This window comes from Delftia sp. DS1230, assembly GCF_040112715.1.
Classification (GTDB): Bacteria; Pseudomonadota; Gammaproteobacteria; order Burkholderiales; family Burkholderiaceae_C; genus Comamonas; species Comamonas tsuruhatensis.
In genome coordinates, this window is sequence record NZ_CP157763.1 from 4,394,186 (window position 1) to 4,406,367 (window position 12,182).

12 protein-coding genes are annotated in these 12,182 nt (G+C 69.2%); 11 read left to right on the plus strand and 1 reads right to left on the minus strand.

Going from position 1 to position 12,182, the window contains the following annotated elements:
- Nucleotides 1-103: 103 nt before the first annotated feature.
- From AAN986_RS19845 to prfH, 7 genes are all read left to right on the plus strand, one after another.
- Entirely contained in the window at nt 104-1,288 is a 1,185-nt protein-coding gene (locus tag AAN986_RS19845; RefSeq protein ID WP_043796416.1) for a pyridoxal phosphate-dependent aminotransferase, read from the plus strand.
- Between the two features lie 12 nt (nt 1,289-1,300).
- Nucleotides 1,301-1,717 carry a tol-pal system-associated acyl-CoA thioesterase gene (gene ybgC / locus AAN986_RS19850; RefSeq protein WP_016450455.1) on the plus strand — a complete coding sequence of 139 codons (417 nt, stop codon included), beginning with the start codon at nt 1,301-1,303 and terminating at the stop codon, nt 1,715-1,717.
- Nucleotides 1,714-2,418 carry a protein TolQ gene (tolQ, locus tag AAN986_RS19855; protein ID WP_047218592.1) on the plus strand — a complete coding sequence of 235 codons (705 nt, stop codon included), beginning with the start codon at nt 1,714-1,716 and terminating at the stop codon, nt 2,416-2,418. Before ybgC ends, tolQ begins: the two co-directional genes overlap by 4 nt.
- A gap of 30 nt (nt 2,419-2,448) precedes the next feature.
- Nucleotides 2,449-2,874, plus strand: a complete 426-nt coding sequence (locus tag AAN986_RS19860) for an ExbD/TolR family protein (RefSeq protein WP_047218593.1) — start codon at nt 2,449-2,451, stop codon at nt 2,872-2,874.
- A gap of 24 nt (nt 2,875-2,898) precedes the next feature.
- Nucleotides 2,899-4,041: a cell envelope integrity protein TolA gene (gene tolA / locus AAN986_RS19865; RefSeq protein WP_349335444.1), complete on the plus strand. Its 1,143-nt coding sequence runs from the start codon at nt 2,899-2,901 to the stop codon at nt 4,039-4,041.
- Between the two features lie 399 nt (nt 4,042-4,440).
- Nucleotides 4,441-5,727 (plus strand): RNA ligase RtcB family protein, encoded by a 1,287-nt coding sequence (locus AAN986_RS19870; protein ID WP_016450451.1) that lies wholly within the window; start codon nt 4,441-4,443, stop codon nt 5,725-5,727.
- Entirely contained in the window at nt 5,718-6,317 is a 600-nt protein-coding gene (gene prfH, locus AAN986_RS19875) for a peptide chain release factor H (RefSeq protein ID WP_047218595.1), read from the plus strand. Before AAN986_RS19870 ends, prfH begins: the two co-directional genes overlap by 10 nt.
- A gap of 11 nt (nt 6,318-6,328) precedes the next feature.
- Here prfH and AAN986_RS19880 read toward each other — a convergent pair whose 3' ends face one another.
- Nucleotides 6,329-7,099 carry a sulfite exporter TauE/SafE family protein gene (locus AAN986_RS19880; protein WP_047218628.1) on the minus strand — a complete coding sequence of 257 codons (771 nt, stop codon included), beginning with the start codon at nt 7,097-7,099 and terminating at the stop codon, nt 6,329-6,331.
- 145 nt (nt 7,100-7,244) lie between these two features.
- On the opposite strand from AAN986_RS19880, the gene AAN986_RS19885 reads away from it, so the two are divergent.
- The 4 genes from AAN986_RS19885 to AAN986_RS19900 all read left to right on the plus strand — a co-directional run bounded on the left by AAN986_RS19885 (nt 7,245) and on the right by AAN986_RS19900 (nt 12,022).
- Complete coding sequence (locus AAN986_RS19885; protein WP_034368164.1) at nt 7,245-8,156, plus strand: LysR family transcriptional regulator; 912 nt, start codon at nt 7,245-7,247, stop codon at nt 8,154-8,156.
- A 21-nt stretch (nt 8,157-8,177) separates the two neighbouring features.
- A complete protein-coding gene (gene yegQ, locus AAN986_RS19890) occupies nt 8,178-9,566 on the plus strand; it encodes a tRNA 5-hydroxyuridine modification protein YegQ (RefSeq protein WP_016453913.1) in 1,389 nt (462 codons plus the stop codon).
- Nucleotides 9,567-9,678: 112 nt separating this feature from the next.
- A complete protein-coding gene (locus tag AAN986_RS19895; RefSeq protein ID WP_016450446.1) occupies nt 9,679-10,551 on the plus strand; it encodes a hypothetical protein in 873 nt (290 codons plus the stop codon).
- Nucleotides 10,552-10,576: 25 nt separating this feature from the next.
- Nucleotides 10,577-12,022: a PLP-dependent aminotransferase family protein gene (locus AAN986_RS19900; RefSeq protein WP_016450445.1), complete on the plus strand. Its 1,446-nt coding sequence runs from the start codon at nt 10,577-10,579 to the stop codon at nt 12,020-12,022.
- Nucleotides 12,023-12,182 lie beyond the last annotated feature (160 nt).

Sequence of the window (12,182 nt, forward strand, 5' to 3'; positions counted from 1 at the left end):
CACGCGCCTGCATCCACCGGGGCACAGGCCCCGCCGCATCCGGCCATCCATGGCCCGCCCGCGCCTGCCGGGCGCGGGCGCCTCTTCCAGGATTTCACCCGTCATGAAGTTTTCGACCCGCGCCGACCGCATTGAGCCCTTTTACGTGATGGAGATCGCCAAGGCGGCGCAGGAGATGGCGCGCGGCTGCGCGGACAGCGACACGCCGATGATCTTCCTGAACATCGGCGAGCCCGACTTCACCGCCCCCCCGCTGGTGCAGGAAGCCGCAGCGCGCGCCGTGCAGGATGGCGCCACGCAATACACGCCGGCCCTGGGCCTGCCCCAGCTGCGCGAGCGCATCAGCCACTGGTATGCGCAGCGCTTCGGCGTGGATGTGCCGGCGCGGCGCATCGTGGTCACGGCCGGCGCCTCGGCCGCGCTGCAGCTGGCCTGCCTGGCGACCATTGACGCGGGCGACGAAATCCTCATGCCCGACCCCAGCTATCCCTGCAACCGCCACTTCGTGAGCGCAGCCGAAGGCCGGGCCGTGATGGTGCCGACCACGGCAGCCGAACGCTACCAGTTGAGCGCCGACAAGGTCGAGGCCGCCTGGAACGAGCACACGCGCGGCGTGCTGCTGGCCTCGCCCTCCAATCCCACCGGCACCTCGATTGCGCCGGCCGAGCTGCGCCGCATCCTCGACGTGGTGCGCGCCCGGGGCGGGCTGACCATCATCGACGAGATCTACCTGGGCCTGTCGCATGACGACGCCTTCGGCCAGACCGCGCTGGCGCTGGGCGAGGACGTGATCAGCATCAACAGCTTCAGCAAGTACTTCAACATGACGGGCTGGCGCCTGGGCTGGATGGTGGTGCCCGAGGCCATGGTGCCCGTGGTCGAGCGCGTGGCGCAGAACCTCTTCATCTGCGCCAGCACCGTCTCGCAGCGCGCCGCCCTAGCCTGCTTCGAGCCCGAGTCCATTGCCGAGTACGAGCGCCGCCGCGCCGAATTCAAGGCCCGGCGCGACTTCTTCATCCCTGCGCTCGAGGCCCTGGGCTTGCCCGTGCCCGTGCAGCCCGACGGCGCCTTCTACGCCTGGGCCGACTGCCGTGCCGCTGCCGCCAAGCTCGGCGTCCAGGGCAGTTGGGACTTTGCCTACGCCGTCATGGAGCGCGCCCACCTGGCCATCACGCCGGGCCGCGACTTCGGCACGTTCGAGACCGCCGACTTCGTGCGCTTTTCCACGGCCAACTCCATGGAACAGCTGCAGGAGGCCGTGCGCCGCCTGCAGCGCCTGCTGGCCTGAGGCCCGCCGCACATGGCCTTCGAATTTCCCATCCGCGTCTACTGGGAGGACACCGATGCCGGCGGCATCGTGTTCTACGCCAACTATCTGAAGTTCTTCGAGCGTGCCCGCACCGAGTGGCTGCGCGCCCTGGGCATAGGCCAGCAGCAGTTGCGGGAACAAACGGGCGGCATGTTTGTCGTAACCCAGGCCCAGCTGCAATACCTGCGGGCGGCCCGGCTCGATGACCAACTCCTTGTTACCGCCGAGCTGCAAAGCAGCGGGCGCGCTTCGCTGACAATACGGCAGCAGGCGCTGCTGGCATCCGCCGGCGATGGCAATGCGCCGCCGCCCCTGTTGTGCGAAGGCACGATCCGCATTGGATGGGTGGATGGCTCGACCATGCGCCCCGCAAGAATTCCGAACCGCATCCTGGAGCAACTCTCATGAACTCCCATGACATGTCCATACTCAGCCTCGTGCTGCAGGCCAGCTGGGTCGTGCAGCTGGTCATGCTGATCCTCGTGGGCGCCTCGGTGGCCAGCTGGGCCACCATCTTCCGCAAGTCGCAGACCTTGAAGCGCGTGCGCTCGCTCAACGACGGCTTCGAGCAGGACTTCTGGTCGGGCACCAGCCTCAACGATCTCTACGCCTCGGCGGCCCACCACGCCAAGCAGGGCGGCCCCATGGAACGCATCTTCGCCAGCGGCATGCGCGAGTACCAGAAGCTGCGCGAGCGCCGCATCGCCGACGTGAACCAGTTGATGGACGGCACCCGCCGCGCCATGCGCGCCAGCTTCCAGCGCGAGATGGACGAGGTCGAATCGGGCCTGTCCTTCCTGGGCACCGTGGGCTCGGTCTCTCCCTACGTGGGCCTGTTCGGCACCGTCTGGGGCGTGATGCACGCCTTCACCGGCTTTGCCAACATGGAGCAGATCACGCTGGCCACCGTGGCCCCCGGCATTGCCGAGGCGCTGGTGGCCACGGCCATGGGCCTGTTCGCCGCCATCCCGGCCGTCACGGCCTACAACCGCTACGCCCACCAGATCGACCGCGTGGCCAGCCAGCAGGAAACCTTCATCGAAGAGTTCTCCAACATCCTGCAGCGCAACGTGGGTGCGACCGGCTCCAGCACCCCGTCCGGCCATTGAAGTCACGCACAGTTTGCAAGGAGTGAGCACATGCCCGCAGTAGCCTCGCGCGGCGGCCGCAGCCGCCGCACCGTCAACGAGATCAACATGGTGCCCTTCATCGACGTGATGCTGGTGCTGCTCATCATCTTCATGGTGACGGCGCCCATGCTCACGCCGGGCTCCATCAACGTGCCCAGCGCCGGCAAGGCCGCGCGCACGCCCCCGAAGCGCGCCGACGTGATGATCGACAAGGACGGCGGCATCCGCATCAAGGCCGGCAGCACCGACAAGACCGTCACGCTCAAGGAGCTGGGCGCAGCCGCCAGGAGCTGGCAGGACCAGCAAAGCGACGACAGCGCCGTGCTGATCTCGGCCGACAAGAAGCTGCCCTTCGAGACCGTGATGGCCGCCATGTCCGAGCTTCAGGCGGCCGGCGTCAAGCGCGTGGCCTTCGGCGTCAAGTCCTCCCAGTAAGCAGCGCCGCCCGCCTTCGACTCCATGCCCAACCTGCAAGACCACGACCAGTTCGCACCGCCGCGCACGCGCGGCCGCACCCGTTCGTGGGCCATGGCCGTGGCCGCGCACGGGCTGCTCGTGGCCGCCATGCTGTGGACCGTGCGCCCCCCGAAGCAGGCCGACGAGCCCATGGTCGAGGCCGAGTTCTGGTCCACGGCCGCACCGGCCCCTGCCCTGCCCGTGCCCGCGCCTCCCCCGCCACCTGCGCCCGAGCCCGTTCCCCAGCCGCCACCGCCGCCGCCCGCGCCCGTGATTGCACCGCCCCCACCTCCCAAGCCGCAGGCCGTGGACGACGACCGCGAGGCCGAGATCGCGCTGGAGAAGAAGCGCAAGATCGAGCAGCAAAAGAAGGAGCGCGCCGAACAGGCCGCCCGTGAGCAGCGCGAGAAGGAACGCCAGGAGCGCCTGGACAAGGAAAAGGCCGACAAGGCGGCCAAGGACAAGGCCGAGCGCGAGAAGGCGGAAAAAGCCGAGAAGGACCGCCGCGACAAGCTCGAGCAGCAGAAAAAGGACAAGGCCGAGCAGGACCGCAAGGACCGCCTGGAGCAGCAAAAGAAGGACAAGGCCGAAAAGGAAAAGGCGGACAAGGAAAAAGCTGCCAAGGACAAGGCCGAGCGCGAGAAAGCCGAGAAGGCGGAGAAAGAAAAGGCCGCCAAGGCAGAAGCCGAGAAGAAGGCCGCCGAGGACAAGCGCAAGAAGGAACAGGCCGCCAAGGAAGCGCGCGAGGCCAAGGAAGCCGAGGCACGCCGCCTGGAGAACATCCGCCGCATGCAGGGCCTGGCCGGCAGCGGCGGCTCGGCCGGCGAAGGCGCCGGTGGCAGCAAGAGCGGCGGCTCGGGCAGCTCCGCCGGAGGCCCCTCGGCCGGCTATGGCGCCAAGGTGGCCGCGCGCGTCAAGCCCAACATCGTCTACCCGGACGCCATCAGCGGCAACCCGCGGGCCGAGGTGCGCGTGCGCACCGCACCCGATGGCACCATCACCGGCGCCACCATCGCCAAGTCCAGCGGCAACAAGGCCTGGGACGACGCCGTCATCCGCGCGCTGCAAAAGACCGAGACGCTGCCGCGCGACATCGATGGCCGCGTGCCTTCGGACTTGGTCATCGGATTCCGCCCGCAGGACTGAACGGGCACAGGCCCTTCATCAAAAAGCCCCGCCGGTACCTGCCTGCGGGGCTTTTTCCATCTTGCTTTGTATGCAATCCGCCACGCGCCTGCGACTTCGCTTGCGGCACCGGCCGCTTGTCCCTAGCATCCCCGTCTTTGCCGCATTCGCGGCACCCGTCCACCATCGCAAAGGAGAGAACCCATGTCCCATTCGACACGTCCCTTTGCAGTCGTGCACGCTTGAAGCCCTAGCGCCTCCAGGCCACGCTGCAGACCTGATTTCCGGCCCCGCAAGAGGCCCGGCTTTCGGCTGCGCGTGCGCTTTTCCTGATGCCTGTCCATCGAGCTTGCGGCGACTGCCCATTGCGCATTCCGCATCTGCCGGAATGTGCCCCAAGCACTCGATCGAAAGCCATTCATGGGCAATTCCATAGTATTCCGTGGCGCAAACGCGGCACCCGCAATCACTCAAGCCAGAGACACCGAGGAAGGGCCGCCCCGCACCGAGGGTGTCGTCTCCCCCCGCGAAGCGAGAGGGGGGAAGGCGCGCAGCGACTCAGGGGGGCCGGACATCCATCTTCAGGTGTTCGCCAACCGCGGCGTCTGGATTGAAGACGCCGCCATCCAACAACTTCAAACGACGGCCCGCAACCTGGCCGGCATGCGCGCAGCCGTGGGCCTGCCGGACCTGCACCCGGGCCGGGGCTACCCGGTAGGGGCAGCCTTCTTTTCCGTGGGCCGCTTCTACCCGGCCCTGGTCGGCGGCGACATCGGCTGCGGCATGTCGCTGTACAGCACGGAGCTGGCAGCGCACAAGACCTCGGCCCCCAAGCTGGAAAAGGCGGTGGGCAACATCGACGGCCCCCTGCCCCAGGAACTGCTGGACGCCGTGGACATGCAGCAGCTGGAGCACATCGCCCAGGCCAGCGGCGTGGCCGACCTGGCGTATCTGCAGGACAGCCTGGGCACCATTGGCGGCGGCAACCACTTTGCCGAACTGCAGGTGGTGGACACGCTGTACGAGGACGGCGCGCTCGACAGGAAACGCGTGCACCTCATGGTGCACAGCGGCTCGCGCGGGCTGGGCGGCGCCATCCTGCGCGCCCATGTGGAGGCCTTCAGCCACGACGGCCTGGCCGCCAGCAGCGATGCCGCCACGCAGTACCTGCGCCAGCACGCGGCCGCCATCGCCTTCGCCCAACTGAACCGCGCCAGCATTGCGGCACGCCTGCTGCGCGCCCTGCGCACGCGCGGCCAGGCCCTGCTGGACATCACCCACAACCACGTGATCGCCCACCACTGGCGCGGCGAAGACGGCTTTTTGCACCGCAAGGGCGCCACGCCGGCCGACCAGGGGCTTGTGGTGATCCCGGGTTCGCGCGGCGACTACAGCTACCTTGTGCGGCCCGTGGCCGGGCGTGACGAGGCACTGCACTCGCTGGCGCACGGCGCGGGCCGCAAGTGGGCACGTACCGATTGCATGGGCCGCCTGCGCCCGCGCTTCACGCTGGACGAACTGCTGCGCACAAAATTCGGCAGCGCCGTGGTCTGCGCCGACCGCGAACTGGTCTACGAGGAGGCCCCCCAGGCCTACAAGGACGTGGACTCCGTCGTCGCCAGCCTGCAGGAAGCCGGCCTGGTGCAGCTGGTGGCGCGGCTGCGCCCCCTGCTGACCTACAAGAAGGGAGCCATGCAATGCTGCTGATCCAGCTGACCGCATCCCACGGCCCCGCCGAGTGCGAGCATGCCGTGCGCCTGACCCTGCGCGAGCTGCTGCGCGACTGCGCTGCCAGCGGCATCGCCGTGGACGTGCTGGAGGAAACGCCCACGCCGGCCGGCTACAGGTCCGTGCTGCTGCGCTGCGAGGGCGACACCGGCCTGCTCCACGGCACGCTGGGCGCCTGGCTGGGCACCATCCAGTGGGTCTTCGACAGTCCCCTGCGGCCCCATCACCCGCGCAGGAACTGGTTTGTTGCCGTGCAGAAGTGCGAGCCGCCCCGGCAATTGCCGGCAGACGGCGAAATCGTCTTCCAGGCCTGCAAGGCCTCGGGCAAGGGCGGCCAGCATGTCAACACCACGGACTCCGCCGTCCATGCCCTGCATGTGCCCAGCGGGATCTCGGTGAAGGTCATGAGCGAGCGCAGCCAGCACGCCAACAAGCGGCTGGCGCGCGAGCTGCTGGCCCTGAAGCTGGCGCGCCTCAACGCGCAGGGCGAGGGCCAGGCCCGGCGCACGCGCAGCCAGCTGCACTGGGAGGTGGAGCGCGGCAGCCCCGTGAAGGTGTTCCGCGCCTGAACGCCCCGGGGCTAGCCCCTGGCGCACATGTAGATGCCCAGGGCCAGCAGGCCCAGCATCAGCACGCGCTTGAAGACCTGGGGCGACAGCGACTGGCGCAGCCGCTCGCCCCAGGCCATGCCGGCCAGGGCGGGCAGCAGCATCAGTGCGGAAACCAGGGCCGTGGCCCCCCAGCCCGTCCAGGACGAAGCGGCATGGCCCTGCCCCTGCGCCAGCGCCATGCCCGCGCCCAGCGCCAGCGTGGACACCGTGAAGCACAGGCCCATGGCCTGCATCAGCGCCTGCCGGCCCAGCGCCAGCGATTGCAAAAAGGCCACGGCCGGCACCACGAACACGCCGGTCAACGCCGTGATCCCGCCCGTCAGCAGACCACACAACAGGCCCAGCCAGGCCTGATGCCTCTGCGGCAACTGCAGGCCCGGCCCCCACAGGCCCCACAGGGCATACACAACCAGGGCCACGCCCAGCGCCGTGCGCGCCACGGCGGCCTCGCCCACCGGGCCCCACCACAGCATGCCGCCCACCGTGCCCGCGACAATGCCCAGCTGCATCCAGCCCAGGCGCCGCAGCAGCGGCCACAGCGATGGCAGGGGCCGCATCTGCACCACATTGGTCACCAGGGACGGCAGCAGCAGCCAGGCCGCCGCCTGCCCGGCCGGCATGAACAGCGCCAGCAGCGCCATGGACACCGTGGGCAGGCCCAGGCCCACCACCCCCTTGACGACACCGGCCAGCCCGAACACGGCCACCGCCGCCGCCAGCACCCACCACGCATCCCACATCACGGCCACCCTGCACTTTCCACCGACTTGGCTCAGGCCCTTCCTGAACCTCATGGCGCCATGCTCGTGCACCAACAAAGGGATCACAATCGGGAATCTTCAAACCAAGGCTCAGGCATGGCCTGATCCTTCAGCACCACAGGCCATGCGATTCGACCTCACCGACCTGCAGCTGTTCGTCCACATCCTCGACTGCGGCACGCTCACTGCGGCGGCCGGGCGCGCGCACATGACCCTGGCCTCGGCCAGCGAGCGCGTGCGCGGCATGGAGGCGCAACTGGGCTGCGCCCTGCTCGCGCGCCAGGCGCGCGGCGTGCGGCCCACGGCGGCCGGCCACACGCTGGGCCAGCATGCGCGCAGCGTGCTGGCCCAGATGCAGCGCCTGCGCGGCGACATGGCCGAATACGGCGCGGGGCTGGCCGGCCATGTGCGCGTCTGCGGCAACACCTCGGCCGTGGGCGAGCACCTGCCGCTGGCCGTGGCGGGCTTTCTGCGCAGCCACCCGCGCGTGGCGCTGGAGCTGCAGGAATGCGGCAGCGCCGAAGTGCTGGACCGGCTGCGCCAGGGCCTGTGCGACATCGGCGTGGCCAGCGATGCGCAGGACACCACCGGCCTGCAGGCCACGCCCTGGCGCCCCGACCCGCTGGTGGCCGTGCTGCCGCGCGGCCACCGCCTGGCCCGGCGCACGCGCCTGGCCTTGCAGGAGCTGCTGGCCGAAGACTGGGTGGGCCTGCCGCACGATGCCGCCCTGCAGATGCTGGTGCGCCAGCAGGCCGCCTTGCTGGGGGGGCCGTCGGAAGGGCAGTTGCGCTGGCGTGCCCAGCTGCAGCACCTGGACAGCATCTGCCAGCTGGTGGGCCAGGGCGTGGGCGTGGCCGTCATGCCGGCGGCAGCCGCGCAGCGCCTGGCCCCGGCCAGCGGCGCCCGCGCCGTGCCCTTGAGCGATGCCTGGGCCCGGCGCCAGCTGCTGCTGTGCACCGTCCGGGAAGACCAGTTGCCCGCCCATGCCAGGCAGTTGCTGGAGCATCTGCAAGGGCTTGGCTCGCCTGAGCCTTAGCGAACCATGTTGGAAAGCGCTATGCAGGACAATACGGGGATCATGACCCTCAAAGCCCCCGAACTGCTGCTGCCGGCCGGCTCGCTCGACAAGATGCGCGCGGCCTACGACTTTGGCGCCGACGCCATCTACGCCGGGCAACCCCGCTACAGCCTGCGCGCACGCAACAACGAATTCCGCCTCGAACAGATCGCCCAGGGCATCTCCGAGGCGCATGCGCGGGGCAAGAAATTCTTCGTCACCAGCAACCTGATCGCCCACAACGACAAGGTGCGCACCTATATCCGCGACATCGAGCCCGTGATCGAGTGCAAGCCCGACGCGCTGATCATGGCCGACCCCGGCCTGATCATGATGGTCAAGGAAAAGTGGCCCGAGACCGAGGTCCATCTCTCGGTGCAGGCCAACACCACCAACTGGGCCACGGTGAAGTTCTGGCAGAAGGCCGGCGTCTCGCGCATCATCCTGTCGCGCGAGCTGTCGCTGGACGAGATAGAGAAGATCCGCCAGGAATGCCCGGACATGGAGATCGAGGTCTTCGTGCACGGCGCCCTGTGCATCGCCTACTCGGGCCGCTGCCTGCTGTCGGGCTACTTCAACCGGCGCGATCCCAACCAGGGCACCTGCACCAATGCCTGCCGCTGGGACTACAAGACGCATGACGCGGCCGTGGACCCCAATACCGGCGAGGCCCTGGCCCAGACCATGGAGCAGGACTTCAGCTTCGAGAAGGCCCGCGAGGAGGCCGACAGCCAGTTCACCAGCACCTGCGGCGACGGCGCGCGCCACCCCAAGGCCGAGCAGGTCTACCTGCTGGAGGAAAAGGGCCGCCCCGGCGAGCTGATGCCCATCATGGAAGACGAGCACGGCACCTACATCATGAACTCCAAGGACCTGCGCGCCGTGGAGCATGTGGAGCGCCTGGTGAAGATCGGCGTGGACTCGCTCAAGATCGAGGGCCGCACCAAGAGCCTGTACTACGTGGCACGCACGGCCCAGGTCTACCGCCGCGCCATCGACGATGCCGTGGCCGGCCGCCCCTTCAACCCGCACCTGATCACCGAGCTCGAAGGCCTGGCCAACCGGGGCTACACGGGCGGCCTGCTGGAGCGCCGTCCCTCGCAGGACTACCAGAACTACGAGACCGGCCACTCGGTGCTGCAGCGCAGCCACTTCGTGGGCGAAGTGCGCAGCTATGCCGACGGCATGGCCGAGGTGGAGACCAAGAACCGCTTCTCGGTGGGCGACACGCTGGAGATCATCCACCCCCAGGGCAACCGCCAGGTGCTGCTGGAGAAGATGTTCAACCTCGACGGCGAGCCCGTGCAGGTGGCCCAGGGCAACCCGGTGCGCGTGCGCATCCCCCTGGAAGGCCCGGCTGAAGGCGCGCTGATCTCGCGCCTGCTCTGAGGGCGGGCTTCGCCCCTGCTTCCAGTTTTTCTTCTTGGCGGCCGTCCAGGTCCATTGCCGCAATGGCCTGGAGCGGTCGCCTTTTTCTTTCATTCCTCATTTCTGCACTGCCATGGACATCGTCGTCAACGAAGAACTCAAGGCCTACATCGACCCGCTGACCCCCGATGAACTCGACGCGCTGGAGCGCAGCATCCTGGCCGAGGGCTGCCGCGATGCGCTCGTGCTCTGGAACGACCTGCTCATCGACGGCCACAACCGCTACGCCATCTGCCAAAAGCACGGCCTGCCCTTCAACACCATCCAGGCCACGCAGTTCAAGAACATGGACGACGTGCACCTGTGGATGATCGACCAGCACCTGGGCCGCCGCAGCGTGTCCGACTTCCAGCGCGGCGTGCTGGCGCTGCGCAAGCGCGAAATCATTGCGGCCCGCCGCTCGGCCGCTGCCGCCGCCGTGATGGCGGCCAAGGCCGAGGCGCCGGCCCAGCCCGAAGGCGAAGCGCCCTGGGAAGGCGAGACCGACCCCGTGGTCGCCGCCGCCCTGGCCAGCGTGGCCAAGGTGCCCGATGAGGCCCTGGACACGCGCGAGGCCCTGGCCCGCGTGGCCCGCCTGTCCAGCAGCCAGGTCAAGCTGATCGAGACCATCCAGCAAAAGGCCGCGCCCGAAGTGGTGGCCGCCGTGCGCTCGGGCGACATCTCGCTGAGCACCGCCGCCGTGGTCGCCAGCCTGCCCGTGGATGAGCAGCAGGCCGTGGCCGCCGCCGGCGCCGACGAACTCAAGCAGGCCGCCAAGCGCGTGCGCGATGCGAAGAAAAAGCCCAAGGCCGCCAAGCCCGAAGCCGACGCTGCCGACGGCGAAGGTGCGGCCGTGACCGCCTCGCCCGAGGAACTGCAGCAGCGCGTGAACGAACTTGAAGCCGAGAACGAGCGCCTACGCCAGCAGATCAAGGCCTTGCAGGAACTGCTGGCCGAACAGGGCTGATCCCCGGGCCGCGACCTCCCCAGGCATGACGCGCTACCAGGAACTGGCCGACGATATCGAGGCCTCCATCGCCGCAGGCGTGCTGCGCGCGGGCGACAAGCTGCCCTCCGTGCGTCACACCAGCGAGCGGCGCGGCGTCAGCGCCTCCACGGTGTTCCAGGCCTACTACCTGCTGGAGGCACGCGGCCTGGTGCGCGCGCGCGAGCGCTCGGGCTACTTCGTCGCGGCGCGGCCGCACAGCGCCCCGCCCGAGCCCACGCAGCTGTCGGCCCCCCCGGGCGAGCGCTTTGCCGTGGTCGATGTGAGCGAGCGGGTGTTCGAGGTTCTGGAATCGTCCATGGACCGCGATGTCGTGCCGCTGGGCTCGGCCTTTCCCTCGCCGCGCCTGTTCCCGCTGCAGCGCCTGGGCCAGGCCCTGGCCCGCGCCGCGCGCCAGGCCGATCCGCGCAGCGCCCTCGACGACCTCACGCCCGGCAGCATGGCATTGCGACGCCAGATCGCGCGGCGCTACCTGGCCGACGGTCTGGCACTGTCACCGTCCGACCTGGTCATCACCAATGGCGCGCTGGAGGCACTGAACCTGTGTCTGGCCGCCGTCACGCGGCCCGGTGGCGCCGTGGTCATCGAATCGCCGTGCTTCTATGGCGCGCTGCAGGCTCTGGAGCGCATGGGGCTGTCCGCCATCGAGGTGCCCACGCATCCCGGCGAAGGCATGGACCTGGCCGCGCTGGAGACCGCCGTGCAGCGTCACCGGCCCCAGGCCATCTGGTTGATGACCAGCTTCCAGAATCCGCTGGGCAGCCTGATGCCCGAGGCGCGCAAGAAGGCCCTGGTGGAACTGGCCACGCGCCACCAGCTGCCGCTGATCGAGGACGATGTCTACGGCGAGCTGTACTTTGGCGAACACCGCCCGCCACCGGCCAAGGCCTTCGACACCGAGGGCTGGGTGCTGCACTGCGCCTCGTTCTCCAAGTGCCTGGCGCCCGGCTGGCGCGTGGGCTGGACCGCTCCGGGCCGCTTCACGCGCGCCGTAGCGCGGCAAAAGCTCACCACCACGCTGGCCACCAATGCCCCCAGCCAGCAGGCGCTGGCCGACTACCTGGAAAGCGGTGGCGTGGACCGCCACCTGCGCCGCCTGCGCCAGAGCCTGGCCCTGCAGCGGGACCACATGGCATCGGCCATTGCCCGCCACTTTCCGCAAGGCACGCGGGCCACGCGGCCCGAGGGCGGCTACTTCATGTGGATAGAGCTGCCGCCGTACTGCGATGCGCTGGCCCTGCACCGCGCAGCGCTGGCGCGCGGCATCAGCGTGGCGCCGGGGCCGATCTTCTCGGCCTCGCAGGCCTTCGGCCATTGCCTGCGGCTGAACTACGGCCATGACTGGAGCGACGAGACCGGGCAGGCCCTGGCCACGCTGGGCGAGCTGGCCCGCGCAATGCAGTCCCTTCCAGCAGCAAAAGCAGCAGGGTAAGCGCCCGCTGCGCTGGAGGCACCTGCTGCGCTGTAGCGCCCGGGCAACGCGACCCCGCGCAGCTGCTGCCAGCCTGGTGCCGGCTGGATGATTCTCATTTAGACTCGCGCACCGAACCGGCATTGCCGCCATGCATGCTGACCGGTCCTTGTCTCCTGCT

What these genes read in the sequence shown, in the direction of transcription:
- prfH (WP_047218595.1), top strand. Translation starts at nt 5,718, where the DNA reads ATGCTGCTGATCCAGCTGACCGCATCCCACGGCCCCGCCGAGTGCGAG.
- AAN986_RS19880 (WP_047218628.1), bottom strand. Translation starts at nt 7,099, where the DNA reads ATGTGGGATGCGTGGTGGGTGCTGGCGGCGGCGGTGGCCGTGTTCGGG.
- tolA (WP_349335444.1), top strand. Translation starts at nt 2,899, where the DNA reads ATGCCCAACCTGCAAGACCACGACCAGTTCGCACCGCCGCGCACGCGC.
- ybgC (WP_016450455.1), top strand. Translation starts at nt 1,301, where the DNA reads ATGGCCTTCGAATTTCCCATCCGCGTCTACTGGGAGGACACCGATGCC.
- AAN986_RS19900 (WP_016450445.1), top strand. Translation starts at nt 10,577, where the DNA reads ATGACGCGCTACCAGGAACTGGCCGACGATATCGAGGCCTCCATCGCC.
- AAN986_RS19860 (WP_047218593.1), top strand. Translation starts at nt 2,449, where the DNA reads ATGCCCGCAGTAGCCTCGCGCGGCGGCCGCAGCCGCCGCACCGTCAAC.
- tolQ (WP_047218592.1), top strand. Translation starts at nt 1,714, where the DNA reads ATGAACTCCCATGACATGTCCATACTCAGCCTCGTGCTGCAGGCCAGC.
- AAN986_RS19885 (WP_034368164.1), top strand. Translation starts at nt 7,245, where the DNA reads ATGCGATTCGACCTCACCGACCTGCAGCTGTTCGTCCACATCCTCGAC.
- AAN986_RS19845 (WP_043796416.1), top strand. Translation starts at nt 104, where the DNA reads ATGAAGTTTTCGACCCGCGCCGACCGCATTGAGCCCTTTTACGTGATG.
- AAN986_RS19870 (WP_016450451.1), top strand. Translation starts at nt 4,441, where the DNA reads ATGGGCAATTCCATAGTATTCCGTGGCGCAAACGCGGCACCCGCAATC.
- AAN986_RS19895 (WP_016450446.1), top strand. Translation starts at nt 9,679, where the DNA reads ATGGACATCGTCGTCAACGAAGAACTCAAGGCCTACATCGACCCGCTG.
- yegQ (WP_016453913.1), top strand. Translation starts at nt 8,178, where the DNA reads ATGCAGGACAATACGGGGATCATGACCCTCAAAGCCCCCGAACTGCTG.